Source organism: Alkalilimnicola ehrlichii MLHE-1 (assembly GCF_000014785.1).
Classification (GTDB): Bacteria; Pseudomonadota; Gammaproteobacteria; order Nitrococcales; family Halorhodospiraceae; genus Alkalilimnicola; species Alkalilimnicola ehrlichii.
Map to the genome: position 1 here is coordinate 2,764,957 of NC_008340.1, position 26,107 is coordinate 2,791,063.

Annotated in this window: 25 protein-coding genes; 7 read left to right on the forward strand and 18 right to left on the reverse strand. The window is 69.3% G+C overall.

The window, feature by feature from the left end; translation table 11 throughout:
- Window positions 1-26 precede the first annotated feature (26 nt).
- From MLG_RS12290 to bioB, 6 genes are read right to left on the reverse strand one after another with little or no spacing between them, the layout of a single operon-like run.
- Entirely contained in the window at window positions 27-341 is a 315-nt protein-coding gene (locus MLG_RS12290) for a putative signal transducing protein (RefSeq protein WP_011630164.1), read from the reverse strand.
- The gene (locus MLG_RS12295) at window positions 338-724 is read right to left on the reverse strand and encodes an MAPEG family protein (RefSeq protein ID WP_011630165.1); all 387 of its coding nucleotides are present in this window, start codon (window positions 722-724) and stop codon (window positions 338-340) included. Before MLG_RS12295 ends, MLG_RS12290 begins: the two co-directional genes overlap by 4 nt.
- A 53-nt stretch (window positions 725-777) precedes the next feature.
- A complete protein-coding gene (gene bioC, locus MLG_RS12300) occupies window positions 778-1,653 on the reverse strand; it encodes a malonyl-ACP O-methyltransferase BioC (protein ID WP_011630166.1) in 876 nt (291 codons plus the stop codon).
- The gene (locus MLG_RS12305) at window positions 1,650-2,411 is read right to left on the reverse strand and encodes an alpha/beta fold hydrolase (RefSeq protein WP_011630167.1); all 762 of its coding nucleotides are present in this window, start codon (window positions 2,409-2,411) and stop codon (window positions 1,650-1,652) included. The genes bioC and MLG_RS12305 overlap by 4 nt, the downstream gene beginning before the upstream one ends.
- Window positions 2,408-3,583, reverse strand: a complete 1,176-nt coding sequence (bioF, locus tag MLG_RS12310) for an 8-amino-7-oxononanoate synthase (protein ID WP_011630168.1) — start codon at window positions 3,581-3,583, stop codon at window positions 2,408-2,410. Before bioF ends, MLG_RS12305 begins: the two co-directional genes overlap by 4 nt.
- On the reverse strand, window positions 3,580-4,593 hold the full coding sequence (gene bioB, locus MLG_RS12315; RefSeq protein WP_011630169.1) for a biotin synthase BioB: 1,014 nt from the start codon (window positions 4,591-4,593) through the stop codon (window positions 3,580-3,582). Before bioB ends, bioF begins: the two co-directional genes overlap by 4 nt.
- Before the next feature lie 371 nt (window positions 4,594-4,964).
- Here bioB and MLG_RS12320 point away from each other — a divergent pair, with 371 nt between their 5' ends.
- Window positions 4,965-5,753 (forward strand): ComF family protein, encoded by a 789-nt coding sequence (locus tag MLG_RS12320; protein WP_011630170.1) that lies wholly within the window; start codon window positions 4,965-4,967, stop codon window positions 5,751-5,753.
- 2 nt (window positions 5,754-5,755) lie between these two features.
- Here the strand turns inward: MLG_RS12320 and ubiA are convergent, their stop codons facing one another.
- The 8 genes from ubiA to MLG_RS12360 form a co-directional block, all read right to left on the reverse strand.
- Complete coding sequence (gene ubiA, locus MLG_RS12325) at window positions 5,756-6,637, reverse strand: 4-hydroxybenzoate octaprenyltransferase (protein WP_011630171.1); 882 nt, start codon at window positions 6,635-6,637, stop codon at window positions 5,756-5,758.
- Between the two features lie 5 nt (window positions 6,638-6,642).
- On the reverse strand, window positions 6,643-7,191 hold the full coding sequence (locus tag MLG_RS12330) for a chorismate--pyruvate lyase family protein (protein WP_011630172.1): 549 nt from the start codon (window positions 7,189-7,191) through the stop codon (window positions 6,643-6,645).
- 274 nt (window positions 7,192-7,465) lie between these two features.
- Window positions 7,466-9,583 (reverse strand): ATP-dependent DNA helicase RecG, encoded by a 2,118-nt coding sequence (gene recG, locus MLG_RS12335; RefSeq protein WP_011630173.1) that lies wholly within the window; start codon window positions 9,581-9,583, stop codon window positions 7,466-7,468.
- A 264-nt stretch (window positions 9,584-9,847) separates the two neighbouring features.
- Window positions 9,848-10,231, reverse strand: a complete 384-nt coding sequence (locus MLG_RS12340) for a RidA family protein (RefSeq protein ID WP_011630174.1) — start codon at window positions 10,229-10,231, stop codon at window positions 9,848-9,850.
- 26 nt (window positions 10,232-10,257) lie between these two features.
- A complete protein-coding gene (gene spoT, locus MLG_RS12345) occupies window positions 10,258-12,450 on the reverse strand; it encodes a bifunctional GTP diphosphokinase/guanosine-3',5'-bis pyrophosphate 3'-pyrophosphohydrolase (protein ID WP_011630175.1) in 2,193 nt (730 codons plus the stop codon).
- A gap of 13 nt (window positions 12,451-12,463) precedes the next feature.
- Window positions 12,464-12,787: a DNA-directed RNA polymerase subunit omega gene (rpoZ, locus tag MLG_RS12350; protein WP_011630176.1), complete on the reverse strand. Its 324-nt coding sequence runs from the start codon at window positions 12,785-12,787 to the stop codon at window positions 12,464-12,466.
- Between the two features lie 629 nt (window positions 12,788-13,416).
- Window positions 13,417-14,028 (reverse strand): guanylate kinase, encoded by a 612-nt coding sequence (gmk, locus tag MLG_RS12355; RefSeq protein WP_011630177.1) that lies wholly within the window; start codon window positions 14,026-14,028, stop codon window positions 13,417-13,419.
- A gap of 325 nt (window positions 14,029-14,353) precedes the next feature.
- A complete protein-coding gene (locus MLG_RS12360) occupies window positions 14,354-15,220 on the reverse strand; it encodes a YicC/YloC family endoribonuclease (RefSeq protein ID WP_011630178.1) in 867 nt (288 codons plus the stop codon).
- Between the two features lie 406 nt (window positions 15,221-15,626).
- Here MLG_RS12360 and rph point away from each other — a divergent pair, with 406 nt between their 5' ends.
- The 6 genes from rph (at window position 15,627) to MLG_RS12390 (ending at window position 21,154) form a co-directional block, all read left to right on the forward strand.
- Window positions 15,627-16,343, forward strand: coding sequence for a ribonuclease PH (gene rph / locus MLG_RS12365; protein WP_011630179.1), 717 nt, complete (start codon window positions 15,627-15,629; stop codon window positions 16,341-16,343).
- A 45-nt stretch (window positions 16,344-16,388) separates the two neighbouring features.
- On the forward strand, window positions 16,389-17,000 hold the full coding sequence (gene rdgB, locus MLG_RS12370) for an RdgB/HAM1 family non-canonical purine NTP pyrophosphatase (RefSeq protein ID WP_011630180.1): 612 nt from the start codon (window positions 16,389-16,391) through the stop codon (window positions 16,998-17,000).
- Entirely contained in the window at window positions 16,997-18,193 is a 1,197-nt protein-coding gene (gene hemW / locus MLG_RS12375; protein ID WP_011630181.1) for a radical SAM family heme chaperone HemW, read from the forward strand. Before rdgB ends, hemW begins: the two co-directional genes overlap by 4 nt.
- A 43-nt stretch (window positions 18,194-18,236) precedes the next feature.
- Window positions 18,237-18,434: a CPXCG motif-containing cysteine-rich protein gene (locus MLG_RS12380; protein ID WP_011630182.1), complete on the forward strand. Its 198-nt coding sequence runs from the start codon at window positions 18,237-18,239 to the stop codon at window positions 18,432-18,434.
- On the forward strand, window positions 18,427-18,678 hold the full coding sequence (locus tag MLG_RS12385) for a transcriptional antiterminator, Rof (RefSeq protein ID WP_011630183.1): 252 nt from the start codon (window positions 18,427-18,429) through the stop codon (window positions 18,676-18,678). Before MLG_RS12380 ends, MLG_RS12385 begins: the two co-directional genes overlap by 8 nt.
- A gap of 67 nt (window positions 18,679-18,745) precedes the next feature.
- Window positions 18,746-21,154, forward strand: coding sequence for an EAL domain-containing protein (locus tag MLG_RS12390; protein WP_011630184.1), 2,409 nt, complete (start codon window positions 18,746-18,748; stop codon window positions 21,152-21,154).
- A gap of 162 nt (window positions 21,155-21,316) precedes the next feature.
- On the opposite strand, the gene MLG_RS12395 is transcribed toward MLG_RS12390, so the two are convergent.
- The 4 genes from MLG_RS12395 to MLG_RS14935 form a co-directional block, all read right to left on the reverse strand.
- Window positions 21,317-22,630 carry a M20 family metallopeptidase gene (locus tag MLG_RS12395; RefSeq protein WP_011630185.1) on the reverse strand — a complete coding sequence of 438 codons (1,314 nt, stop codon included), beginning with the start codon at window positions 22,628-22,630 and terminating at the stop codon, window positions 21,317-21,319.
- A 15-nt stretch (window positions 22,631-22,645) separates the two neighbouring features.
- A complete protein-coding gene (locus tag MLG_RS12400) occupies window positions 22,646-24,049 on the reverse strand; it encodes an amidase (RefSeq protein ID WP_011630186.1) in 1,404 nt (467 codons plus the stop codon).
- Between the two features lie 72 nt (window positions 24,050-24,121).
- Window positions 24,122-25,387 carry a Rieske 2Fe-2S domain-containing protein gene (locus MLG_RS12405; protein ID WP_011630187.1) on the reverse strand — a complete coding sequence of 422 codons (1,266 nt, stop codon included), beginning with the start codon at window positions 25,385-25,387 and terminating at the stop codon, window positions 24,122-24,124.
- A gap of 121 nt (window positions 25,388-25,508) precedes the next feature.
- Window positions 25,509-26,105 carry a hypothetical protein gene (locus MLG_RS14935; protein ID WP_011630188.1) on the reverse strand — a complete coding sequence of 199 codons (597 nt, stop codon included), beginning with the start codon at window positions 26,103-26,105 and terminating at the stop codon, window positions 25,509-25,511.
- Between the last annotated feature and the right edge of the window lie 2 nt (window positions 26,106-26,107).

Below are 26,107 nucleotides of genomic sequence, written 5' to 3' on the forward strand. Positions count from 1 at the left end.
AGGGGTTTTTGCGGCGGATACCGGGGTCACTCCTCCGTGCGAAGCGCACCACAGTTCCAGCAGGCGTCAAACTGTCCGCCCAGGGTCTCGCCGCACCGCGGGCAGGTCCAGTCGGGCCCGGGATCGGCCTCGCGGGCCTTGAGCTCCTGCAGCAGGGTCCGTGCGCGCTGCTCATCCTCGTCGGCCACCCAGATCTCCGGCCAAACCTCGTTCACCGGCAGCTCGCCGGCCCCGCCGCCAAGAAATTCGTTACGCAGTTGGCAGGGGATGCCGGCGTCCTCCAGCGCCTGGCGGTAGCGCTCCACCAGCATCCGGTTCTCAACACTGAAGACCCGCTTCATCCGGCCACCCCCGCGGCGATGAACAGCCCCAGGATGCAGGCAAAGGCCGCCATCCAGACCAGGCTGCGCAGGCCAGGGCGGTCGCCGATATAGCATAGGCCGTAGAGCAATCGCAGGAGAATGAAGAGGACCGCCAGGGTGTCCACGGCACCCTGGGCGGCACCCACCTGGTGGGCGATGATCACCGCGGCGGCGAAGGGCGGAAAGGCCTCGAACTGGTTCTGCTGGGCCCAGTTGGCCCGCTGGCGCCAGCCCTCCAGCGCCGCCAGGTAGGCGCGGGGCGTGCGGTTATCGAACCCCGGCCCGCCGCCGAATTTGGCCGCACCGGCAAAGACAAACGGCAGCAGCGCCGCCGCCAGGACCATCCAGTAGCCAAGGGTCATCGGGCCTCCTCCCGCGACGGGTGCCGACGGCGATGCGACCGCCGGCGCCCGGATCAGCGCCTGCGGACCGGGATGTGGTCCGCCCTGATGCTGACGGTATCACCTTCGCGCCGCTGGGGCAGGCCCTCGCTGGCCCAGGCGTGGCCGTAGACCACCTCCCAACTGGCGGGGATGCGGCCGTCCGGCCCCCGGTAGGCCGCCTCGTAGGCCTGGCACATGGCCTGCAGCCGGCGCCGGGTGGTGAGACCACGGCCCCGTCCGCTTGCGGCGTTACGCGCCCCCAGGCCGCGCAGGTCGTGCAGCACCCCCATGGGGTCCCCGTAAGTCAGGGTGAACGACTCCATGTCCATCACCGGGTCGGCGAAGCGGGCCTGCACCAGGGCGTCCCCCACGTCGTGCATATCGATAAATTCGTGCACATGGGGCTTGTCATCCACCTGCGCCCAGGCCGCGCGCAGCTCCTTCAGCGTGTCCGGGCCAAAGCTGGAGAACATCAGCAGCCCGCCGGGCCGCAGGACCCGCTGGAACTCGGCGAAGACCCGGTGCAGGTCCGGCATCCACTGCAGGGCGAGGTTGGAGAACACCATATCGACGCTCTCCGCAGCCAGCGGCAGGCGCTCGGCGTCGCCGCAGAGGGTGCGGATCGGCCGTAGCCAGCGGCCCCGGCGCCGGGTGGCCCGGAGCATGCTGGGGGCATGGTCCAGGCCAATCACCCGCGCCTTGCGGTAGTGATCCTGCAGTGCCCGGGTGCAGAAGCCGGTGCCACAGCCCACATCGACGATGATCGCGGGCTGCATCAGGATGACGTGCAGGCGCTCCATCAACCGCTCGCCGACTTCCCGTTGGAGTACGGCGACCTGGTCATAGCTGTCGGCGGCCCGGTGGAAGTTACGGCGGACCTGGCGCTTGTCGAGAGGGGTTCGAGTCATGGTCGGCATTGCTGACTGAGGAGGTGAAGGTGACCGGCAACCCACTCGGGGTGGGTCAGGAACGGCAGATGGCCGGCCTCGGGATGATACGCCATCCGCGCCCGGGGCATCGCCCGGGCGGCCTCTTTGGCGGCACCGTCGGGGACAAGCGGATCGCGACCACCGGCAAGCCAGGTGGTCGGGCGGTCGATGGCGGCCAGCCGGCCGCGCAGGTCGGTGTCGCGCAGCAGGCTCAGGCCCGGCTCCAGGGCCGTCGCCGGACCGGGGCCACGGCGCCGCCACGGGCGCAGCGCCTCGCGGTCCCCGGCCCCCGCCCGGCCCAACAGGGCGTGGAAGCCACGGAGGGTCCGGCGCGCGTCCTCCGCCAGCCCTCCGATCATGGCATCCAGCTCCTCCCGGAGCAGGCCGTAAGGCCAACCGTCCCGTTGGCAGAAGCAGGGGGTGGCGGCGAGGAGCAGCAGCGCTCGGGGTCGCGCGCCCCGGGCAGCGGCGGCCAGCAGCGGCAGGGCCCCCAGCGACCAGCCCACCCAGATGGCGTCCTCGGGGACCGCCAGGCGGACGGCGTCGGCCCAAGCCTCCAGGCCGGCATCCGCTGGCAGTGGCGCGCTCCCACCATGCCCCGGCAGGTCCGTTCGGGTGACCCGCCAACGCTGCGTCAGGCGGGGCAGCCAGGGGTCGAAGACCCGGTGGTCGAAGCCCCAGCCGTGAACCAGCACCAGGCCCTCCGGGCCCCGCCCTTCGGTGACCGCACGCATCATTGGCCCAGGACCTGTCCCAGCGCAGCCACCAGGCCATCCACCTGCTGGGGCGTGTGGGCGGCGCTGAGGGTGACGCGCAGGCGGGCGGTGCCCTTGGGGACAGTGGGGGGCCGGATGGCGGTGACCAGGTAGCCGCGCTCCTCCAGCGCGCGGCTGGCCTGTAACGCCTGATCGGCCTCGCCCACCACGATCGGCTGGATAGGGGTCTCGGAGGGCATCAGATCCAGTCCCAAGTCGGCGATGCCCGCCCGGAAGCGCCGGACCAGGGCGCGCAGGTGTTCGCGCCGCCAGGTTTCGTGGCGGGCCAGGCGCACCGCCTCGACGGTGGCAGCGGTCTGGGCCGGGGACGGCGCGGTGGTGTAGATCCAGGTGCGCGCGGATTGGACCAGGTGGTCGATCAGGAGCCGGCGGCCGGCAACGAAGGCGCCGAAGCTGCCCACGGCCTTGCCCAGGGTACCGACCAGCACGGGCACATCGTCCTGATCCAGTCCGCTCTGTTCCAACAGCCCGCCGCCCTTCTCGCCCAGTACCCCCAGGCCATGGGCGTCGTCCACCATGAGCCAGGCACCGTGGTCCCGTGCCAGGCGGGCCAGCTCCGCCACCGGGGCGCGGTCGCCGTCCATGCTGAAGACACCATCGGTGACGATCAGCCGGTGCCGCCCGCCATCCTCCGCGAGCCGCCGGGCCAGGTGGTCCACATCACCATGGCGGTAGCGGCGCAGCCGGGCGCCCGACAGCCGGGCACCGTCCAGCAGCGAGGCGTGGTTAAGGCGGTCCTCGAACACGGTATCGCCGCGGCCCACGAGGGCGTCGATGACGCCGAGGTTGGCCATGTATCCGGTGGAGAAGAGCAGTGCGGCCTCGCGGCCGGTCCAGTCGGCCAGGGCCCGTTCCAGCGCTTCGTGCTCCGGGCGGTGGCCACTGACCAGATGGGCGGCGCCGCTACCGGCACCCTGCTCTTCGGCCACCCGGGCCATGACCCGGCCGGGACGCGGATCGCTGGCCAGCCCGAGGTAGTCGTTGGCGCAGAAGACGACGACGGTCCGGCCGTCGGCGGTGAGACCGCAGGCCCCGTCGACGCTCTTGAGCACGCGCGGGCTGCGGTAAAGCCCCTCCGCCCGGCGGGCGGCCAGGCCCTCGGACAGCATCCGGCTCAGGGCGCCGGCGTTCATCCCAGGTCCTCGGCCTCGGCCTGGGCGCAGGCGTGCGCCTCAAACCCCATGCCCAGACGGGCCAGCAGGCGGCGGTCCTTGTCGGCCTCCGGGTTGCCGGTGGTGAGCAGCTTGTCGCCGTAGAAGATGCTGTTGGCGCCGGCCAGGAAGCAGAGGGCCTGCAGTTCGTCGGACATCTGCTCGCGGCCGGCGGAGAGGCGGACGTAGCTGGCCGGCATGAGGATGCGGGCGACGGCGATGGTGCGGACGAATTCGAAGGGGTCGGGGGGCTCGACGCCGTGCAGCGGGGTGCCGGGGACCTGGACGAGCTGGTTGATGGGGACGCTCTGCGGCTGCACCGGCAGGCTGGCCAGGGTACGCAGCAGTTCGGCGCGGTCCTGGCGGGTTTCGCCCATGCCGATGATGCCGCCGCAGCAGGTCTTGAGGCCGGCGTCGCGCACCCGGGCGAGGGTGTCGAGGCGGTCCTGGTAGCTGCGGGTGGTGATGATTTCGTCGTAGTAGTCCTCGGAGGTGTCGAGGTTGTGGTTGTAGTAGTCGAGCCCGGCCTCGCGCAGGCGTTCGGCCTGGCCGTCGCGGAGCATGCCGAGGGTGAGGCAGGTCTCGAGGCCCAGGGCCTTGACCTCGCGCACCATGGCCTCGACGGTCTCCAGGTCGCGGTCTTTGGGCGAGCGCCAGGCGGCGCCCATACAGAAGCGGGTAGCACCGGCGTCCCGGGCCCGGCGGGCGGCCGCCACCACCTCTTCCACGGCCAGGATTTGCTCGCGTTCCAGGCCGGTGTCGTAGCGCACGCTCTGGGGGCAGTATTTGCAGTCCTCCGGGCAGGCGCCGGTCTTGATGCTGAGCAGGGTGCTGACCTGGACGGTGTTGGGGTCGAAGTGGGCCCGGTGGGTGGTCTGGGCTTGGTGGAGCAGGTCGTTGAAGGGCTGCTCGAACAGGGCCAGGACTTCGTCTTTAGACCAGTCGTGGCGGGGTGTTTGGGTTGTGGCGGTCATTGATTTGGTGGCTCCCATGCTCTTGGTGGCTCCCGGCTGGGTTGGCTTGAGGGGGCGGGCGCGGTTTCGGTCGGGCCGACTTTTGCGCACCGAGCAACGCAACAAAATGTCGGAGAAAAGGCGCGCCTGTCCGAGCGAAGCGAGTTCGCGCCGCCGACATTTTGTGAGTAGCGCAGGGAACCCCGAAGGGGTGCGCAATCGGAGGCCCGACCGAAACCGCGCCCGCCCCCTCAAGCCAACACGGCAACGTCCCGATCAGCGAATCCTATCACCGCGCGACTCACCGTCAACCTCATTGCAGTTGCTTCGGTTTACCACCAATTTTCATTAAAGGGGCCGATCGGTGGCGCTACACTGGGTGGGGTCACTCGGATGAACGGAGCAATGCCATGGACGGTATCCACCACTGGTTGCGGGCGATCGGTCACGGCCTGGACCGGCTCTATCCGCCCCGCTGCGTGCTTTGCGGTGAGCCGGGGCAGCCGCCGGCGCTGGATCTGTGTGCCGGCTGCCAGGCGGACCTGCCATGGGTGGTGAACCCCTGCGCCCGTTGCGGGCAGCCGTTGCCGGAGGACAGCGCGGCGGACGGGTTGTGTGCGGATTGCCTATGCTGGCCGCCACGGTTCGATAAGGCCGTGGTGCCGCTGGATTACCGGTTTCCGGTGGATCGCCTGGTGACCGGTTTCAAGTTCCATGGCGGCCTGGCCACCGGGCGGGTGCTGGGGACGTTGCTGGCACAAGCGGCGGGGGCGCGAGGGGAGGCGCTGCCGGAGGTGCTGGTGCCGGTCCCGCTGCACCGGTCTCGGCTGATTGAGCGCGGCTACAACCAGGCGATGGAGCTGGCCCGGCATATCACCCGGATCCTGTCTGGGCGGCGGGTCTGGCACGGGGTGCGGCGGGTGCGGGCGACCAGCGCCCAGAGCGGGTTGGACCGGGCGCGCCGGTCGGGGAATGTGCGCGGGGCCTTTGTGCTGGAGGGGGCGCCGCCGGCGCAGCACGTGGCGCTGGTCGATGACGTGATGACCACGGGGGCGACGCTGGATGAGATCGCCGGGTGTCTGAAGGCCGCCGGGGTGGAGGTGGTGGAGGCCTGGGCGGTGGCGCGCACCCCACCCCCGGCCCACCAACCGGGCGGCTCGCCCGCTGCGGGCGACGGCCCGGTCGGGCCCGATGGGTGAGGTCAGCCGCCCAGATGCAGGTCCAGCAATAGGCCCAGGAAGATCAGGCCGCCCAGCCAGTTGTTGTTGAGGAAGGCCCGGAAGCAGTCCTCCCGGCGCCGCTCGCGGATCAGCCACTGCTGGTAGGCGAACAGCGCGGCGGCGGCGGCCAGGCCCAGGTACCAGAAGGCACCGAGGCCCACCACCAGTCCGGCCGCCACCAGCACGGCGAGCATGACCCCCTGCAGCACGCCGATGATGGCCCGGTCGGCCTGGCCGAAGAGCACCGCCGTGGATTTGACCCCGATTTTCAGGTCGTCGTCGCGGTCCACCATGGCGTACTGGGTATCGTAGATGGTCGCCCAGAGCACGGCGGAGAGGAACAGCAGCCAGGCCACCGGGGCCACCGCACCGGTCTGGGCGGCGAAGGCCATGGGGATGGCCCAGCCGAAGGCCGCGCCCAGGTGGACCTGCGGGAAGTGGGTGTAGCGCTTCATGAAGGGATAGGTGGCGGCCAGGGCGACGGCCACCAGTGAGAGCGCGATGGTGAGCGGGTTCATCAGCAGCACCAGCCCGAAGGCCACCAGGCAAAGCACCACGAACAGGGTCAGCGCCTCGCGCTCGCTGACCCGGCCGTTGGCCATGGGGCGGTGGGTGGTGCGCTTGACGTGGCCGTCGAAATCCCGGTCGGCGTAGTCGTTGATGACGCAGCCGGCGGCGCGCATGATCAGCACCCCCAGTACGAACACCACCAGTACCTTGAGGTCGGGCAGCCCTTTAGCGGCAATCCACAAGCCCCAGAGCATGGGCCAGAGCAACAGGAAGTTGCCGATGGGCCGGTTCAGGCGGGTAAGCTGGGCGTACTGCCAGGCGCGGTCGCGCAGGTAGTCGGCGGTCATCTCCATGGCACTCAATCCTCCAGGCTCTGCAGCAGGGGCGGCAGAAAGACTTCGGTCACCAGCAGGCCGGCATTGCCATACCACAGGCGCGAGCGGCGGGCCCAGCACCCGGCACCGCCGCCGGGGACCCGGGCCGCCAGCGGGTCGCGGGGGCCAAGCCGGGCGATGCTGAGGGGCCCGCGGGCAACGGTGCGGCCGCGGAACAGCGCCCCGCCCAGGGGCGTGCGACCCAGCCGCGCCAGGCGCCGGCCATCGCCGGCCAGCGCCTCCGGCGGCATGATGGTGCGGGCGTAGATCCAGGCCTGGTCGCGGCTGCCGAGCAGCACCTCGCGGATGCGGGCGTGGCGCCCGTCCGACAGCTCCACCGCCCGGGCCTCATCGATACTGGGCCGGCCCCAGCGCTCCACCAGCACGGTGACCTCGAGCCCGCCGGGCACGCTGCGTCGCAGCCGCGCGGTGAGCGAGCCGGGTTCGTCCAGCCACGCCTCCAGCCCGCGCGGCACCCTGCGTCGCGAGGGGTGGCGGCGCGGCCACCAGCTTGCCTCTTTGTTCCGGTACAAACGATTCTCCAGCTATCCAATCCAACCGGGGCCTGCTGTGGTCTGGCGGGGCGGAGCAGGGGCGGATGGTCGGTCAGGCCGACTTTTGCGCACCGAGCAACGCAGCGAAAGAGCGGAAAAAAGGCGCGCCTGTCCGAGCGAAGCGAGTTCGCGCCGCCGCTCTTTCGCGAGTAGCGCAGGGAACCCCGAAGGGGTGCGCAATCGGAGGCCTGACCGACCATCCGCCCCTGCTCCGCCCCGCCAGACCACAACAGTCCTCATACGGGGGAGGCAATCAGACCTGGCCATAGCGCTCGGAGGCCCCGACCCAGCGCCTTACCAGCGGCTCCACCCGCTCCGGGTGCGCCTGCTGCAGCCGGTCGCCCAGTACCTGCACCCGCGGCAACAGGCCCGCATCCCGGTTGAGATCCGCCACCCGGTAGCTCAGTTCCCCGGTCTGACGGGTGCCGAGCAACTCGCCGGGGCCGCGGATCTCCAAATCCCGCCGGGCGATCTCGAAGCCGTCGTTGCTCCGGCGCAGCACCTCCAGGCGCGCCCGCGCCGCCTGCGACAACGGGCCATGATACATCAGCACGCAACTGCTTTCGGCCTCGCCCCGGCCCACCCGGCCGCGCAGCTGGTGCAACTGCGCCAACCCCAGCCGCTCGGCGTTCTCGATGATCATCAGGCTGGCGTTGGGCACGTTCACCCCCACCTCGATCACCGTGGTGGCCACCAACAGCCCGATCCGGCCGGCGGCAAAGTCCGCCATCACCGTGTCCTTATCCGCCGGTTTCATGCGCCCATGCACCAACCCCACCCGGTGCCCGGGGAGGGCCGCCTGCAGGGCGGCGTAGGTCTCCTCCGCGGCCTGGGCCTCCAGCACCTCCGAGTCCTCAATCAGGGTGCAGACCCAATAGGCCTGCCGGCCCTGGGCCAGCGCGGCGCCGATGCGTGCCACCACCTCGTCCCGCCGAGTCTCCGAGACGGCCACGGTCTTCACCGGCTTGCGGCCCGGGGGCAGTTGGTCGATCACCGAGACGTCCAGGTCGGCGTAGGCGGTCATCGCCAGGGTGCGCGGGATGGGGGTGGCGGTCATGATGATCTGGTGGGGCTGGCTCCGCCCCCGGTGGCCCTTCTCCTTCAGGGCCAGGCGCTGGTGCACACCGAAGCGGTGCTGCTCGTCGACGATGACCAGCCCCAGGGCCTGGAAACGCACGTCGTCCTGGAACAGGGCGTGGGTGCCCACCACCACCGGGTAGTCCCCGGCCGCCAGCGCCGCCAGCATGGCCTCCCGCCGCCGCCCGGCAGCGCGCCCCGACACCCAGCCCACGGGGATATCCAGCGGCGCCAGCCATTCGTTGAAGCTGCGCCAGTGCTGCTCCGCCAGCAGCTCGGTGGGCGCCATGATGGCGGCTTGATAGCCGGCCTCCACGGCCCGAAGGGCGGCCAGGGCCGCGACCACGGTCTTGCCGGAACCCACGTCACCCTGGACCAGGCGCAGCATGGGCACCGACCGGGTCATGTCCTCCGCCAGCTCCCGGTCCACCCGGCGCTGGGCCTCGGTGAGCGCGAAGGGGAGTGAGTCCAACAACCGGCGGGTGAGGCGGCCGTCGCCGTGGATGGTGGGGGCGTCGGCGGCGGCCTGCAGGTGGGCGCGCAGCCGGCGCATGGAGAGGTGGTGGGCCAACAGCTCTTCCACCGCCAGCCGCTGGACACAGGGGTGGCGGCCCTCGACCAGCGGTGCGGTGTCGGCATCCACCGGTGGCTTGTGCACGTAGTACAGGGCCTCGGCCAGCGCGGGCAGCCCCAGCTCGCGGGTCAGTTCCGCGGGCAGCCAGTCGGGCATGTGCCGCGCCAGGGCCAGGGCCTGGTCGATGAGCTTGCGCAGGGTCTGTTGGTGCAGGCCCTGGGTGGTGGGATAGACCGGGGTGAGGCCGTGCGGGCCCTCGTCGCCGGCGCTGGCGCGGGGGCCCAGGCGGTACTCCGGGTGCACCATCTGCGGGCCGGTGGGGCCGGGGCGCAGTTCACCGAAGCAGCGGATGGGGGTGCCGGGGCGCATCTGCTGGCGCTGCCCCGGGTGGAAGTGGAAGAACACCAGATCGGCGCTGCCAGTGCCGTCGCTGATCTGCACGATGAGCCGTTTGCGCCGCCCCTCGGCGATACCGGCATGCTCCACCCGGCCGATGACGACGCCGGACTCCCCCGGGCGCAGGGCGCCGAGCCGGCGGACGGTGTCACGGTCCTCGTAGCGCAGCGGCAGGTGGAACAGCAGGTCCTGCACGGTCGCCAGGTGCAGACGGGCCAGGCGCTCGGCCAGTTGCGGCCCGACCCCGCGCAGCGCGGTGATCGGCTGGCCGGCCGGGTCCTGGTCGCTGGCGGATGCGCTGCTGGGGGCCTGGGGTTCACTCACGGCTGAATTCCGTTGGCCGGGGCTCGGGGCGGGCGGCCGTGCCCGGTCTGCTCGGGGTCATCATCGCTGGGGCCTCCGATTGCGCACCCCTTCGGGGTTCCCTGCGCTACTCGCGAAAGAGCGGCGGCGCGAACTCGCTTCGCTCGGACAGGCGCGCCTTGTTTCCGCTCTTTCGCTGCGTTGCTCGGTGCGCAAAAGTCGGCCCCAGCGATGATGACCCCGAGCAGACCGGGCACGGCCGCCCTCCTGGGCATTGGTCAGGGATTACGGCAGGACCAGGACTGCGTCCATCTCCACCTGGGCCCCCTTCGGGAGCTCGGCCACGCCGATGGCGGCACGGGCCGGATAGGGCTCGGCGAAGTACTCCTGCATGATCTCGTTGACCAGGCCGAAATGGCTCAGATCGGTAAGGAAGATGTTCAGCTTCACCACGTCGGCCAGCTTGCCGTCAGCGGCCTCGGCCACCGCCTGGAGGTTGTCGAAGACCCGGCGGACCTGGGCCTCCATGTCGCCCTCCACCAATTGCATGGTCTCCGGCACCAGCGGGATCTGGCCGGACAGGTAGACGGTGCGCCCGGCGCGGATGGCCTGGGAATAGGGGCCGATGGCGGCGGGTGCGCGGTCGGTCTGGATGGTCTTGCGTTCCATTGCAGGTCCTTTTCTCGGTTTGGCGTTCAATTGCCCCGGCGCCGGGTGATGCGCTGGACCGGGCGGGTCACGCGCAACCGGCGCATGATATTGGCCAGGTGCCGGCGATCACGCACGCTGAGCGTGAAACGCACGGTGGAGATCATGGCATCGCGCTCATCGATGACCACGTTGTCGATGTTGCCCTCGGCGTCGGCAATGGTGCTGGCCAGGGTCGCGAGCACACCGCGCTCATTGACCACATCCACCGCGATAACCGTGGGGAAGACACCCGCCACCTCCGGCTCCCACTGCACGTCGATCCACTTGTCGGCCTGCTTGCGCGAGGCGACCACGTTGCGGCAATCGCGGTGGTGCACCACCACCCCGCGCCCGGAGCTGGCGAAGCCGACAATCGGGTCTCCGGGGATGGGCCGGCAACACTTGCCAAAGGTCACGACGGTGCCCTCGGTACCGCGGATACTGAGCTGCTGGCGGTCGGCCTGGTGCGGCGCCGGATGTTCCTTCCCCTCCTCGGTCACCTCCTGAGCCACGCCAGCCAGCTTCTGCGCCACCACCCAGGGCACCCGACGGCCGAGGCCGACGGCGCGCAAAAGGCTGGGCAGGTCGGGCTCGCCCAACGCCCTGGCCCGCTCGCGGATATCGTCCGCGGGCAGATCGTCCAGCGCGAGGGAAAGGGTGCTGAGGGCCCGGTCAAGCATGCGCCGCCCCAAGTCCTCGGCCTCGTGGTCCTTGAGCTTCTTGAGCGAATGACGGATGGCGGCGCGGGCCTTGGCGGTGACCACGAAATCCAGCCACACCGGGTTGGGCCGGCCCACAGGGGCGGTGATGACCTCCACCATCTGGCCGGTCTGCAGCGGGGTGCGCAGCGGCGTGAGGCGGTGATCCACCTTGGCGGCGATGCAGGCGTTGCCGACATCGGAGTGCACCGCATAGGCGAAATCCACCGGGGTGGCGCCGCTGGGCAGTTCCATGATCTCGCCCTTGGGGGTAAAGACGTAGATCTCGTCCGGGAGCAGGTCGATCTTGACGTTCTCGATGAACTCCAGGGAGTTACCGGCCGTCTCCTGGATCTCCAGCAACCCTTTGACCCACTCCCGTGCCCGCACCTGGGCCGTATTGCCGGCATTGCCCTCGGACTTGTAGAGCCAGTGGGCGGCGATACCCGATTCCGCCACCTGATCCATCTCCCAGGTGCGGACCTGCACCTCCAGGCGGATGCGATGAGGGCCGATCAGGGTCGTGTGCAGGGATTGGTAGCCGTTGGCCTTGGGGATGGCGATGTAGTCTTTGACGCGACCGGGGCGGGGTTTGTACAGGCCGTGCAGGACCCCGAGCATGCGGTAACAGTCGTCCACCGATTCCACCAATACCCGGAACCCGTAGACATCAAAGACATCACGGAAGTTGAGCCCCTTGGTCTGCATCTTCTGGTAGATGCTCCAGAGGTGCTTCTCCCGGCCGGAGACCTGGCCCTGGATGGCCGCCTCGGCCATCCGGCCCTCGATGACCTCGCAGACCTTGTCGATGATCTCGCCCCGGTGACCGCGCTGACGACGCAGTTTCTCCTTGAGAACCCGATAGCGCAGCGGGTAGAGCGCGGCAAAGCCCAGGTCCTCCAGTTCGACGCGGACGGTATTGATGCCCAGGCGCTGGGCGATGGGGGCGTAGATCTCGAGGGTCTCGCGGGCGATCCGGCGGCGCTTGTGGGGCGCCATCACCCAGATGGTGCGCATGTTGTGCAGTCGGTCGGCCAGTTTAATCAGGATGACCCGGATGTCCCGGGCCATGGCCAGCACCATCTTGCGGAAGTTCTCGGCCTGGGCCTCAGCCTTGGACTTGAAGTCGATCTGGGTGAGTTTGGATACCCCGTCCACCAGTTCGGCAACGTCGTCGCCGAACTGGCTGCGCAACTGCTCCTTGGCGGTGGGGGTGTCCTCGATGACGTCGTGGAGGATGGCGGCGACAATGCTGTCGCCGTCCATGCGCATCTCGGCGAGGATGCGCGCCACTGCCAGCGGGTGGGTAATGTAGGGTTCGCCGGACAGCCGACGCTGGCCGGCATGGGCCTCGGCACCGAAACGATAGGCCTCGTAGACCTGCTGAACCTGTTTGGGTTCTAGATAGGTCTCCAGCAGGGAGCACAGCTCGCTGGCCCGGCGGGCCGGTTCGCGGCTCAGGCGCTGTTCATGCGGGGACAAGGCCTCGGCGCGACCCATACATGCGCCGTCCTCAGCCGTCCTGGCCGGGCGTCTTTGGCGCGTCACCCTCGCCCTGGCCGGCGTCGGCGTTGCCCTTGGCCGCTTCCTCTTCCATCAGGGCGCTGGCCTCGGCCTCGAAATCCAACACGGGCTCGGGCTGCTCCTCGAGGATCTCGCGGCCAACGTGGCCGTCGGCGATCTCGCGCAGGGCGACGACGGTGGGCTTGTCATTGTCCCAATCCACATGGGCCTCGGCGCCATTAGCCAGTTGGCGGGCGCGCTTGGACCCGACCAGCACTAGCTGGAAGCGGTTGTCCATATTGGTGAGGCAGTCCTCAACGGTAACTCGGGCCATCGGCCAACCTCCGGGTAAAGGTGAGTCAAGGGGTTGTCTGTTAGTTCAATTCTATAGACTTGCGGTCGGGACATAAAGGACGTTGCACTGCAACGTGACAAACCAGTCAGAGCAGCGCACCAATCCGGGGCAGTGACGGGGGAGTCACCCCGCCGATCTTGCCTGCCCCACTCCCCGCCGCGCGGGCCGACGGCTTTCTCCCCGTCGTCGCGAGGGCCGAAGGCTTTCCCCGTCGTCGCGAGGGCCGCAGGCCCGTGGCGATCCAGGCGGTGGACTGCCACGTCGGCTTCGCCTCCTCGCAGTGACGAGGGGGCCCCTCCCCCGTCATCGCGAGGGCCGAAGGCCCGTGGCGATCCAGGCGGTGGACTGCCACGTCGGCTTCGCCTCCTCGCAGTGACGAGGGGGCCCCTCCCCCGTCATCGCGAGGGCCGAAGGCCCGTGGCGATCCAGGCGGTGGACTGCCGCGTCGGCTTCGCCTCCTCGCAGTGACGAGGGGCCCCTCCCCCGTCATCGCGAGGGCCGAAGGCCCGTGGCGATCCAGGCGGTGGACTGCCGCGTCGGCTTCGCCTCCTCGCAGTGACGAGGGGGCCCCTTCGCAGTGACGGTGGGGGCGGGCTCGCGCTTTCCCATTACCCCAGCAGGTCGCGGAGGGTCTCGGCCAGCAGCGGCTCCTGCCGTTCCAGGCGATGGCGGTTGGCGGTGAAGATGGCCTGGAGGTCGGCCAGGGTGCGGTCGAAGTCGTCGTTGACCAGCAGGTAGTCGTATTCGGCGTAGTGGGACATCTCGCTGACGGCCTCGGCCATGCGCCGGTCAATGACCTCGGGCTCGTCCTGGCCACGCTGAGTGAGCCGGCGGCGCAGTTCCTCGCGGGAGGGGGGCAGGATAAAGACGGAGAGGCACCCGGGCATGCGCTCACGCACCTGGCGGGCACCCTGCCAGTCGATCTCCAGAATCACGTCCTGGCCCTGATCGAGCAGGGCCTGCACGGCACTGCGCGAGGTGCCGTAGTGGTTGCCGAAGACCTCCGCGTGCTCCAGAAAATCACCCTGCGCCACCAGGGCCTGGAAACGGTCCCGGTCCACGAAATGGTAGTTCACACCGTCCTCCTCACCGGGGCGCGGGGGACGGGTGGTGTGAGAGACGGACAGGCTGACGGCCTCGTCCTGGCGGACCAAGGCGTTGACCAGACTGGTCTTGCCCGCTCCGGAGGGGGCTGACACAACGTAGAGGGTTCCTGGCATGGTGAATGATCTTTTGTTGCTTCCGAGAGTCAATTAGAGTCCGCTTGCGGGGCCACCCCCCAGCGTCATCGCGAGCCCCCCGCCCCGCTGCGCGGGCCCGAATCAACGAGGAACGGGGCACCCCCGGTCATCGCGAGGGCCGAAGGCCCGTGGCGATCCAGGGCGGTAGACTGCCACGTCGCTGCGCTCCTCGCAGTGACGGTGGGGATGGGTCCGCTCCCGCAGTGACGGCGGGGGCAGGCCCGCTCCTCGCAGTGGCGGTGGAGACGAGCCCGCGCCCTGCAGTGACGGGGCGGCACCGCCTGCGCCGTGGCGCCCGGGCGCGTTATTCGATGTTCTGGACCTGTTCCCGCATCTGTTCAATCAGCACCTTCATCTCAACCGCGGCGCGGGTGGTCTCGGTGTCGTTGGACTTGGAGGACAGGGTGTTGGCCTCGCGGTTGAATTCCTGCATCAGGAAGTCCAACCGGCGGCCGATGGGTTCGCGGCGCTTTAGGGCGTCTTCCAGTTCGGCGCAGTGGGCCTGGAGCCGCTCCAGTTCCTCGTCCACGTCCAGCTTCTGGGCGATAATGGCCAGCTCCTGCTCCAGGCGCCCCTCGTCCGCCTCCACATCGAGGCTCTCCAGGCGGGTGAGGAACTTCTCCCGCACCCGGTCGTTGACCTGTTCCCGTTGCGCCCTGACCTGGTCCACCAGCTCGCTGAGCCGGGCCGAGCGGTCGCGCAGGATGCGCGCCAGGCGCTCACCCTCGCGCTCGCGGGCGGCCTCGAAACCGTCCAGGCAGTGATCGAGCAGCGCCAATGCGGCGTTGGCCACCGGCTCCAGGTCGGGGTCGCTCTCCTGCAGCACCCCGGGGATACGCAGCAGGTCCAGGCCGGTGGCGGCCGGATCGGCCCCCACGCGCTGGCCCAGGGCGCGGGCGGCCTCGATCACCTGGTCGGCGTAAGCCTCGTCGATGAGCAACCGGCCGCGGTAGTCGGCGGCGGGTTTGAACCGCAGGGTGCACTCCACCTTGCCGCGGCCCAGGCGGGCCCCGATGCGTTCGCGCACGGCCGGCTCCAGGTGGCGCAGCTCCTCGGGAAGGCGCGGTTGCACATCCAGGTAGCGGTGGTTTACCGAGCGCAGCTCCCAGCTGATGCGGCCCCACTCGGCCTGGTGCTGCTGTCGGTCGAAGGCGGTCATGCTGCGGGTCATGGCGGGCACCGTCGTTGATTCGGAAAGCGGGCATTCTAACAGGCCGGCTGTTTGTCGTTGTAACCGCCCGCTGCGCGGGCCCATCATCGCGAGGGCCGGAGGCCCGTGGCGATCCAGGCGGTAGACTGCCGCGTCGGCTTCGCCTCCTCGCAGTGACGGTGGGGGCAACACCCCCGTCATCGCGAGGGCCGGAGGCCCGTGGCGATCCATAGCGGTGGACTGCCGCGTCGCTGCGCTCCTCGCAGTGACGGTGGGGGCGAGGTTCGTCCCGCGGTGACGGTGGGGCGGCGCCGCGCCTTGCGGTGGGGGTGGGTCCGCGTCGCGTCGTGGCTCCCGGCAAGCCCGGCGCCCGGTTCGCCTGTGTTAACCTTCCGCCCCATCGCAAACCCGCAACAGGGAGTCATTCATGCGCCCCAGTGGTCGAAAGCCCGATGAGCTGCGCCCCGTGCGCCTGACCCGCCACTACACCCGCCACGCCGAAGGCTCGGTACTGGTGGAGTTCGGTGACACCCGGGTGCTTTGCACCGCCAGCGTGGAGGAGCGGGTGCCGCCGTGGCTGCGCAATCAGGGGCGTGGCTGGGTGACCGCGGAATACGGCATGCTGCCCCGCTCCACCGGCACCCGTAACGACCGCGAGGCCGCCCGCGGCAAGCAGCAGGGCCGTACCATTGAGATTCAGCGCCTCATCGGACGGGCGTTGCGCGCGGCCGTGGACCTGGAGGCCCTGGGCGAGCGGCGTGTGGTGCTGGACTGCGATGTGCTGCAGGCGGACGGCGGCACCCGCACCGCGGCGATCACCGGGGCGTACGTGGCCCTGGTGGATGCCTGCAACCTGCTACGCAAGGAAGGCCGGATTCGCCGCAGCCCGATCTTCGGCCAGGTCGCGGCGGTCTCGGTGGGCATCTACCAGGGCACGCCGGTGCTGGACCTGGACTATGCAGAGGACTCCGAGGCGGAGACGGACATGAACGTGGTCATGAACGAGGCGGGCGGCTTCATCGAGCTGCAGGGCACGGCGGAGGGACACGCCTTCCGCCGGGATGAGCTGAACGCCATGACGGAACTGGCCGAGCTCGGCGTGGCCCAATTGATCGAGACGCAGCGCCAGGCGCTCGAGGCCTAGGCCGCACGACGGCGCGTGCCCCCTTTAGCAACCCACCGTGATGCCATGAAACGTATTGTTCTAGCCAGCGGCAACCCTGGGAAGGTCCGGGAGCTACAGGGGTTACTTAAGGAGACGGGGATCCAGGTCATCCCGCAGTCGGAGTACTGCGTGCCGGACGCCGAGGAGACCGGGCTGAGCTTCATCGAGAACGCCATCCTCAAGGCCCGTCACGCCTGCCGGCATACCGATCTGCCGGCGCTGGCCGACGACTCCGGGCTGGAGGTGGATTTCCTCGATGGCGAGCCCGGCATCTACTCGGCCCGCTATGCCGGCAGCCACGGCGATGACGTGGCCAACAACGATCGCCTGCTGGGCGAGCTGGACGGCGTCCCGGAGGCGGAGCGGACGGCCCGCTTCCGCTGCGTCATCGCCCTGCTGCGCCACGCCGAGGACCCCATGCCGCTGGTGGTCAGCGGCACTTGGGAGGGCCGCATCCTCACCCAGCCGCGGGGCGACGGCGGGTTTGGCTATGACCCGCTCTTTTTCGACCGGGAGCTGGGCCGCTCGGCAGCGGAGCTGGACGCCCGTACCAAGAACCGTCACTCCCACCGCGGGCGTGCGCTGCAAGCGCTGCTGGCCGCCCTCAGGGCGGAGCCCGCCCGGCTGTCAGGGTGAACCCGCAGGCCGGCACCCCCCCGCCCCCGCTCGGGGTCTACCTGCACCTGCCCTGGTGCGTGCAGAAATGCCCCTATTGCGATTTCAACAGCCACGCCCCGGCCCGCGCGGACCGGCGCGCTGATGCCAGCACCCTGCCCGCCATTCCCCACGAGCGCTACACCCGCGCCGTGCTGACGGACCTGGCCAGCGCCGCCGGGCCGCTCCAGGGCCGGCGCGTGGAGACGGTCTTCATTGGCGGCGGCACCCCCAGTCTGTTCCCGCCCGAGGCCATCGGCGGGTTGCTGGAGGCGCTGGACCGGCGCCTGGGTCTGACCGGCGATGCGGAGATCACCCTCGAGGCGAATCCGGGCACCGTGGAGCAGGGTCGGTTCCACGGCTACCGGGCGGCCGGGGTCAACCGGCTTTCCATCGGGGTGCAAAGTTTCGATGCCGGCGCGCTGCGCCGTCTGGGCCGCATTCATGGCCCGGAGGAGGCCCGCCGGGCGGTGCGGGCGGCACGACGGGCTGGCTTCCGGCGTATCAACCTGGACCTGATGTACGCCCTGCCCGGCCAGACCACGGCCCAGGCCCTGGCGGACGTGGAGGCCGCCCTGGCGCTGGCGCCGGAGCACATCTCCCACTACCAGCTCACCCTGGAGCCGGGCACGCCCTTCCACAGCCGCCCGCCGGCGGATCTGCCGGACGAGGCCCGGCTGCTGGCGCTGGAGGCGGCATGCCGTGAGCGTCTGGCCGCCGCCGGACTGACCCGTTACGAGGTCTCGGCCTGGGCGCACCCGGGCGAGGCCTGCCGCCACAACCTCAATTACTGGCGCTTCGGCGATTACCTGGGCTTGGGCGCCGGGGCCCACGGCAAGCTGAGCGACCCGGCCCGGGACGAGATCCGCCGTGAGGCCCGGGTGCGCATGCCGGGCACCTATATGGCACAGGCGGGCACGCCGGCTGCGATCGCTGAACTCCGGCGGCTGCAAAACGGCGATATCGTGCTTGAATTCATGATGAACGCCCTGCGTCTGGCAGAGGGCTTTCACCGCGACGACTGGCGGCGACACACCGGCCGCCCGACCACCCTGTTTGAGGACCGGGTGGCCGAGGCGGTGACAGACGGCCTGCTGAGCGATGACGGGGGGCGCATCCGGCCCACTCAACGGGGCTGGCAACTGCTGGACGGCCTGCTGCAACGGTTCTTGTGACCCGCGCCAGCCCGCGCTGCCGGTCCCGCCGGCGGGAGGCGACATGACGGCCGAAACCCGGGAACAGTTCATCCAGTGCCCCTATTGCGGCAGTCATTACCACGCCGTGGTGGATCTGTCCGGCGGAGATCAAGTCTATATTGAGGATTGCGAAGTCTGCTGCCGCCCCATCGAGTTCCAGCTCCACCTGGACGCGGAAGGGCACTTCGCCGAGCTGGTATTGAGGCGAGACGATGACTGACCGCCCGGATAACGACGACTACCGGCCCATCTCCTGCGAGCGGTACGCGGAGCTGGAACTGCACATCATGCACGCGCGCCGCCTGCGGGTGGCCTGGCGTACCCCGCAGGGCCAGCACATCGACACCCTGATCCCCGAAGACCTCCACACCCGGGACGGGGCGGAGTACCTGGTGGCCCGCAACCGGCTGGGCGAGGCCTTCATTATCCGCCTGGATCAACTGCAGCGGTTCCGGCCCTTGTGACTACCGGTTCACATTAATACTGCTACCCCAATTCACATACGTTTTAAATAAGCATAGGCTGCACGGGATGAAAGCCCTGCCGATCATCCTGAGCGCCCTGCTGACGCTGCCCGCCACCCTCGGCTGGGCCGCCCCCGCGGGGGCCGACGGCACGGAATACCGCCTGGGGGCGTTGGGCTTTCGTGCACCGGAACAGACGCTCGCCCGCTGGCAGGCCACCGCCGATTACCTCACCGAGACCATTCCCGACGCCCGCTTCCGCGTCGCGCCGATGAACTACCCCCAACTGGAGGCCGCCATCGCCGACGGGACGGTGGACTTCGTGCTCACCAACACCGGTCACTATGTGCGCATGGAGGCCGAGCACGGACTGACCCGCCTGGTCACCATGATCGCCGAGGCAGAGCAGCAGCCGGTGCGCGTCTTCGGCGGGGTCATCCTGACCCGCGCCGACCGGCACGACATCCAGACCCTCTCCGACCTGGCCGGCCGGCACGTCTACGCCGTCGGCGAGGGGTCGCTGGGGGGCTGGCACGTGGGCCGGGAGGCCCTGCTGGACGTCGGGGTCGACCCGGCCCGGGATCTCGCCCGGGTGACCTTCACCGGCATGCCCCACGACCAGGTGGTGGAGGCGGTGCTGGCCGGTGAGGGCGATGCGGGAATGGTGCGCACGGGGATACTCGAGAGCATGGCCCGGGAGGGCCGCCTGGACCTGGACGCGGTGCGGGTGCTCGAGCCACGCCGGACGGCGGGTTTCCCCCTCCAACACTCCACCCACCTTTACCCGGAATGGCCCTTCTCCCGGCTCCCGCACACCCCGGACGCGATCGCGCAGGCCGTGACCATCGCCCTGTTGGAGATGCCGTCCGGGCATCCGGCCGCCCGGGACGGTGGTTATGTCGGCTGGTCGGCCCCCCTCTCCTACGGGGGCGTCCACGAGCTCTTTCAACGCCTGGGTGAACCGCCCTACGAGCACTGGGGCGGCCTGGACCTGCGCGTGGTCTGGGAGCAGCACCCGGCCATCGTCCTGGCCCTGATGCTGATCGTCACCGGCGGCATGGCCGGTGCCGTCATCAAATACCGCCGACTCAACCGCAGCCTGGCGGTGGAGGTGGACCAGCGCCGGATGGTCGAACGGCAGCTGCGCCAGCACCAGGCGCGGCTCACCCACTTGGCTAATCACGACCCGCTCACCGATCTGCCCAACCGGCTGTTGCTCACCACCCGACTGGAGCAGGCGGTTGCCCGCGCCACCGGTAGCGGACAACGGGTGGCGGTGCTGTTCCTGGACCTGGACCGCTTCAAGAACATCAACGACAGTCTGGGCCACGCGGTGGGCGACGACCTGCTGCGGATCCTTGCCGAACGCCTGCGCAGCCAGGTGGAGGCCAACACCGTGGCCCGGCTAGGCGGGGATGAGTTCATCGTGCTGCTGGACGGCATCAGCGATCTCGAACTGGTGGACCAGCAGGCGCGGGAGCTGCTTGAGCTGGTGGCCGAGTCCTTCTCCGTCGGGGGCTGGCGATCGCTGCAGGTGGGCGGCAGCATCGGCATCAGCCTCTTTCCGGACAACGCGCAGGATGCCTCCGAGCTCATCACCCAGGCCGACGCCGCCATGTACCTGGCCAAGGCCGAAGGTCGCAACACCTACCGCTACTACAACCAATCGCTCACCGCCGCCGCCAGCGAACGGCTGGAGACCGAGACCCGCTTGCGCCGCGCCCTGGAACTGGACCACCTGGAGGTCTTCTATCAGCCCCAGCTGGACATCACCACCGGGGCACTCACCGGCGTGGAGGCACTGGTGCGCTGGCGCGACCCCGAGCAGGGCCTGATACCGCCGGACCGCTTCATCCCGGTGGCAGAGGAGACCGGGTTGATTGACCGGCTCGGCCAGCAGGTGCTCGAGCGCGCTTGCCTTCAGGTGGCGGCCTGGGACCGGGACGGCCTCCCGGCCCTGGATGTTGCGGTCAATCTCTCGGCCCACCAGATCGGCGATCCGCGCCTGTGCGCCAAGATCCGCCATGCCCTGGAGCGCAGCGGACTCGCTCCCCGGCGGCTGGTGCTGGAGATCACCGAAAGCACACTGATGACCCAGGCGGAGGGTGCGCTCGGCACGTTGGCCGGGCTGAAGGGCCTGGGGGTGCAAGTGGCCATTGACGACTTCGGCACCGGTTACTCCTCCCTGGCCTATCTCAAGCGCTTTGCCATCGACTGGCTGAAGGTGGACCGCTGCTTCGTACAGGACCTGCCGGAAGACCGCAACGACGCCGAGCTGACTCAGACCATCGTCTACATGGCCCACAACCTCGGCCTGCGGGTGCTGGCTGAGGGGGTGGAGACCCAGGCGCAACTGGATTTTCTCACCCACCTCGGCTGCGATGGCTGGCAGGGCTTTCTCTGCAGCCCGCCCCTGCCCCCGCAAGAACTGGTGGCGCGCCTGGAAAGCAGAGAGGGGCTGCGCCGCCGCGCGTGAACGCCGCGACGGTGCCCGCCCCCCGGCGACCCTACCACCGGGGACCGGCTCGCCGTGCGGGCCGAATAAAAAACGCCGGCGCAGTGCGGCTGCGCCGGCGAAAAGGAGGTCTCCCCTCCTCCCGACCAGGACTTGATCCCGGATTGCCACCGCGGCAGACGGTTAGAGCTCCAGCGCCTCCCGCTCACGGGTAAGACTATCGATAATGCTGTAGATCAACGCCCGGCAGGGCTTGATCATGCCCTGGATGTTACACACCCCCATCCCGCCCAGCCCCTCGGCGAAGGCCTCCGGGACGGTCTCGTCACCGATCCAGGGATAGCCGATACGGACCAGCGGGATACCCAGGTTGTTGATGGCGGCCGCATCGGTCTGCCCGGCCAGCATCGGGGCACCGGGGTAGGGCCTGCCCTCCTGCGCCTCCCAGCCCCGGGTGGCCGAGCGCACCACCCAATGGTCCTCAGGGGTCCGCGAACCCGGCACCGAGGCGTACATCTCCCAATCGGCCTCGACCCCGGGGTTGCGGGCGAGGATATCGCGCATGGCGGCGTCGAACTCCGCCTGCACCTCGGCGGTGGTTTGGTGGGGGTTACAGCGCAGATCCAGGTAGATCTCCGTGGTGGCGCTGGGGAAGGCCGGCTTTTCCGGCCAACCGGAGCGGACCGCGGCGATCCACCCCTCAGGGGCAATCTGACCGCGGGTATGGCGCTCGGTGTAACGGGGCAGCCAGTCCTCCAGGGCGAGGATCACCCGCGCCGCCGGCACGATGGAGCTGCGGAAACCGGGCGTGCCCCGCGGGATCCCGGAATACCCCAGCGTGCCCCGGACCGAGACCTTGAACCAGCACATGCCCGGATGGTCGTGGTAGATCTCCCACCAGGGCTTGAAGATAATGCCGAAATCGGCGGTGACCCCACGCATCAGCATCTGGCTGACGCCGCTGCTCAGGCCAAAGTGGTTGCGTTCCGGCACGAGCTGAGGCATGCCACCGCCGGCGAAGGCGAGCACCGCCTCGCCCTTGAGAGGCACGCCGGCTTCGCGCACGGCATGCACCGCCTCCATGAGGGTGGTGACCATGCACTTGGGGTTGGAAGCCCCGAGGCCGATCACCAGATCGCCCTGGGTGTAGGCGTCGGTCTTCATGTCATCGCGCAGCTCCGGCCCCACCCAGGGCACGTCGCGCGACTCGTCCGCCTCCAGGTGGGTGTCCACCGGCGCGTAAAGCAGCATACGGGCACCCTCACCGGAGCCGGCCAACCGGCCGACGGCGTTGCCGCTCTGCTCACTGATGGTCTGGTACTCGGCATCCAGTCCCATGGCCGACATCTGCTCCACCAGGTACCGGCTGGCCGCTGCCTCCGCCCCGGTGGGGCTGTGGATGCGGGTCAGTTCCAGGGTCCGCTGCTTCAGGCGTTCCTTGTCAATCCTGGCGCAGGCCGCCTCGTACCAGCGCTGTTGTTGCTCCGAGAATGCCATCTTCCGCTCCTCTGCTTAGCGGTGCCCGGGCCGCAGGGCGGTCAAGCCCAGCGCCCGGAAGATCCAGGTGGTGCCGGCCAGCAGTGCGGCATCGCCGCCCTTGCGGCCGACCAGTTGCGCGGCCAGGGGCAAGTCACGCGCCCCCCGTCCGATGGGCAGAGCGACACACGGTGTGCCGAGCAGGGTCCAGGTGCGGTTGAAGAGCGGGTCGCCGGTGCTCTCCAGCCCTTCCGGTGCCTCGCCCGGCGTGGCCGGGGTGAGGATCAGGTCGTAGTCGGCGAACAGGCCATCGATCACCTGCCCCCAGTGCTCACCCAGGGCACAGGCGCGGGCATAGTCGTCGTCGCTGACGGTCCGGCCGAAGGCAAGGAACTCGCTCAGCACCGAACTGAACCCGTCGGCGCAGCGGGCCCAATCCTCGGCCAGCGCCTCGCTGCCCTCGCGGGCCATGATCATGCGCTGGGCCTCGACCAATGCCTCCATGCCGGTCGGGAGCTGCGGCTCCTCCACCGCGACGCCCAGGCCGGCCAGGGCGTCGGCGAAGCCATCGAGCGCCCGGTGCATATCGGAATCACCCTGGCTCCACATTGGCGTGCGCAGGTAGGCGATCCGGCGGGGGCGCACCTGCGCCGACGCCTGCACTGCGGGCTCACTGCTCAACGCCTGGCGGGCCAGGCTCAAGTCCTCCGGCCCACGGGCAAAGACACCGACGGTGTCGAGGGAGCGGGCAAACTCATAGACGCCCGCCCGCGGGATCGCCCCGAACGTGGGCTTGTAGCCAAGCACGCCGTTGAACGCCGCCGGTCGTATCACCGAGCCGGCCGTCTGGGTGCCCAGGGCCAGGGTCACCTGACCGTCCGCAACGGCGGCCGCTGAGCCGCTGGACGAGCCGCCCGGGGTGTGCCCCGGGTGGTGCGGATTCCGGGTCGGTCCGGGGGCATAGAAGGCGAACTCGGTGGTCACCGTCTTGCCCAGGATCACGGCACCGGCCCGACGGAGCCGCCGGACGCATTCCGCCGCACGCAACGGCACGTAGGCCCGATAGAGCGGGCTGCCGTACTCCGTGGCCATATCAGCGGTATCGATGATGTCCTTGATGCCGACCGGCACCCCGCGCAGCGGCCCGGCCTCATCACCCACCTCGTCGGCCTGCCGCGCCGCCGCCAGGGCCTGGTCGGCCGCGACACAGCTCCAGGCCCGCACCGCGTCATCCCGGCGCTGGATTCGCTCCAGGCAGGCTTCGACCAGGCCTGCGGAGGTCAGCTCATGGCGGCGGAGACCGTCCACCGCAGCGGCGGCGGTCATCCAGTTGTAGAGGCCCACGCCACCGGCCCCCGCGCCCCGCCCGTCCGTCTGCCCCAGGGAGGGGCGCTGCAGCGGATGGGAGGCCATACAGGGTTGGAACAAAGACCAGGACATTACGCGTCACCTCCGTCGCGTGGGCGGTCATTCGGGGCGGGCCGCCCACGCGGGGCGGCCCGCCGGCAGGGCTTACTCGAAGGCGCCTTCAGAGGCCTCGGCAAACCGGTAGCTCTGGTCCTTGAGCACGCCCGGCACGCCCTTGGGCTTGCGGGCCAGACCGCGGTTGTGACGGGAGGCGATCTTGCGCCAGGTCACCACCGAGGCGTCCATGTCGGCCAGCTGCTCCTCGTTCCAGCCGGTGCCATCGGCGTAGAAGTTTTGCATGGCGTCGCGGGCGAACAGGTCGCAGTCGTTGAAGCCGTGCAGGCACATGGGCTTGTAGAGGTTCTCAAAGCGGTACTCGAAGTCCTTGCGCTCCTGCTCGTCCTTGCAGTGCTTGACCAGCACCTCCCAGTACTCATAGGTGTCGTCGGTAATGGGCACGTACCACTCGTACTGCACCACATGGTCCTCCGGCCAGTTCTCCACCATGAGCACGCCGGGCAGGTACATGGAGGTGCGGAAGTAGCGGGGCACGGTGCCCTGCGCCTTCACACCCAGCTTTTCGTTCTCCAGGATCGGTTCGTAGTGGTCCGTGTAGTACCGGTTCAGGAAGCCCTTGGGGCCGTTGTCGTCCTCGATCAGCGCGATGGCCTGGTCGGTGACCGGTTTCACCCCCAACGGCAGCGCCCAGTCACGGGCGTGCACGATGGCGTTGTCCTTGTGGATCAGCAGGTGGCCCGGATCAAAGCCGTTCTCGGCCGCCAGTCGCCAGTTGGCGTACCCCTTGCGGTGGATACCGAGGGCAACGGAGTGCTCGTCCAGCACGCTGGGGGTATCGGGCCAGTAGGGGTGCGGGAAACGCTCGTTGTTCTCCGGATAACGCAGCGGCAGGTCCGCGGCCAGCGGGGGCACGTCCTCGTCCCAGTCCTCGTCGCAGACGAACACGAAGATCATGCCGCTGTGCTCCTCGACGGCAAACGTCTGAACGCCGGTGGTGCCGATGATCTCGTCATCGGGCGCGGCCACGATGGAGACCAGCTTGCCGGAGGCCAGGTCGAAGGTGAAGCCGTGGTACCAGCAGGTGATGGTGTCATCGGTAAGGCACATGGGTTTGGCCGAAAGCTTCACGCCACGGTGGATGCACTGGTCCTTCAGGGCGTAGACCTTGCCCTTGGAACGACGCAGAACGATGGGCACACCACAGATCTGGATGCCCTTGGTATCACCCTCCTCCAGTTCGTGGGTGAACAGGGCCGGGTACCAGTGATTGATGAAACCCCACTCGGCTTCCAGGTAGGGCTGGTACATGCGCTTGGCCAGCTTGTCGTTGATGACCTTGGGATCGGCAGCCATTTTTCATCCTCCTCGGATAGTGCGGTGCCCTCTGGGGGGCGTCTCGTGTTAGCCAGCGGTCGCTTATCGCCGACCGTGCCTACTGTTTAGTACATGACAGGATCGTCTGTCAATTGATTTTTTATCGATATTCGATGCATTTTGGTTGCAGCCACCCCGCAAAGGCCCGGGTCAGCAGGGGGAGCAACAGGTAGCTCATCACCGGCACCACCACCCCGGTCACCACCAGCAGGCGCACGGGCAGCGGCAGCGCCATCAACCAACCGCCGGCCAGGGAGAAGATCAGCCAGAGCAGTGGGAACAGGGCCAGCCATACCAACAGGGCCATCTTGTAACGCGGGGGCTCTGCTCTGGTCGCGGCCGCCGACGGCCTGCGGCCACAGGTGGACGCGGTGGTACTGACCTTGGTGGGCATGCCGTCGACCAACGACGGCGACCAGAGCTGCCAGCAGCCCCAGCGGATGGCCACCGCACCGGCCAGATCATCCCAGCGCTGAAACAGCGCTGAGCGGCGCAACCGCTCCAGGCTCTCCTCGCCTTTGAGCCGAAGGAGCAGCCGGTAGCGGCAGCGTTCCCGGACCAAGTCACAGACCTCCGCCTCGCCACTGCGCTCCACCGCCCGCCGCCATTCCTCGAAGGCCGACAGGAACGCCGGCTCCTCCCCGCAGCGCACATGCCACTCGCTGCTCAGCCAGATACCGTCTTTCGTGTTGTGCATGT

Coding starts and splice junctions, on each gene's coding strand:
- MLG_RS12390 (WP_011630184.1), top strand. CDS start 18,746: ATGAAAGCCCTGCCGATCATCCTGAGCGCCCTGCTGACGCTGCCCGCC.
- MLG_RS12400 (WP_011630186.1), bottom strand. CDS start 24,049: ATGTCCTGGTCTTTGTTCCAACCCTGTATGGCCTCCCATCCGCTGCAG.
- MLG_RS12360 (WP_011630178.1), bottom strand. CDS start 15,220: ATGACCCGCAGCATGACCGCCTTCGACCGACAGCAGCACCAGGCCGAG.
- MLG_RS14935 (WP_011630188.1), bottom strand. CDS start 26,105: ATGCACAACACGAAAGACGGTATCTGGCTGAGCAGCGAGTGGCATGTG.
- MLG_RS12305 (WP_011630167.1), bottom strand. CDS start 2,411: ATGATGCGTGCGGTCACCGAAGGGCGGGGCCCGGAGGGCCTGGTGCTG.
- MLG_RS12320 (WP_011630170.1), top strand. CDS start 4,965: ATGGACGGTATCCACCACTGGTTGCGGGCGATCGGTCACGGCCTGGAC.
- MLG_RS12340 (WP_011630174.1), bottom strand. CDS start 10,231: ATGGAACGCAAGACCATCCAGACCGACCGCGCACCCGCCGCCATCGGC.
- ubiA (WP_011630171.1), bottom strand. CDS start 6,637: ATGGAGATGACCGCCGACTACCTGCGCGACCGCGCCTGGCAGTACGCC.
- bioF (WP_011630168.1), bottom strand. CDS start 3,583: ATGAACGCCGGCGCCCTGAGCCGGATGCTGTCCGAGGGCCTGGCCGCC.
- rpoZ (WP_011630176.1), bottom strand. CDS start 12,787: ATGGCCCGAGTTACCGTTGAGGACTGCCTCACCAATATGGACAACCGC.
- bioB (WP_011630169.1), bottom strand. CDS start 4,593: ATGGGAGCCACCAAATCAATGACCGCCACAACCCAAACACCCCGCCAC.
- MLG_RS12405 (WP_011630187.1), bottom strand. CDS start 25,387: ATGGCTGCCGATCCCAAGGTCATCAACGACAAGCTGGCCAAGCGCATG.
- MLG_RS12290 (WP_011630164.1), bottom strand. CDS start 341: ATGAAGCGGGTCTTCAGTGTTGAGAACCGGATGCTGGTGGAGCGCTAC.
- MLG_RS12295 (WP_011630165.1), bottom strand. CDS start 724: ATGACCCTTGGCTACTGGATGGTCCTGGCGGCGGCGCTGCTGCCGTTT.
- bioC (WP_011630166.1), bottom strand. CDS start 1,653: ATGACTCGAACCCCTCTCGACAAGCGCCAGGTCCGCCGTAACTTCCAC.
- rdgB (WP_011630180.1), top strand. CDS start 16,389: ATGAAACGTATTGTTCTAGCCAGCGGCAACCCTGGGAAGGTCCGGGAG.
- rph (WP_011630179.1), top strand. CDS start 15,627: ATGCGCCCCAGTGGTCGAAAGCCCGATGAGCTGCGCCCCGTGCGCCTG.
- MLG_RS12385 (WP_011630183.1), top strand. CDS start 18,427: ATGACTGACCGCCCGGATAACGACGACTACCGGCCCATCTCCTGCGAG.
- spoT (WP_011630175.1), bottom strand. CDS start 12,450: ATGGGTCGCGCCGAGGCCTTGTCCCCGCATGAACAGCGCCTGAGCCGC.
- MLG_RS12395 (WP_011630185.1), bottom strand. CDS start 22,630: ATGGCATTCTCGGAGCAACAACAGCGCTGGTACGAGGCGGCCTGCGCC.
- MLG_RS12380 (WP_011630182.1), top strand. CDS start 18,237: ATGACGGCCGAAACCCGGGAACAGTTCATCCAGTGCCCCTATTGCGGC.
- gmk (WP_011630177.1), bottom strand. CDS start 14,028: ATGCCAGGAACCCTCTACGTTGTGTCAGCCCCCTCCGGAGCGGGCAAG.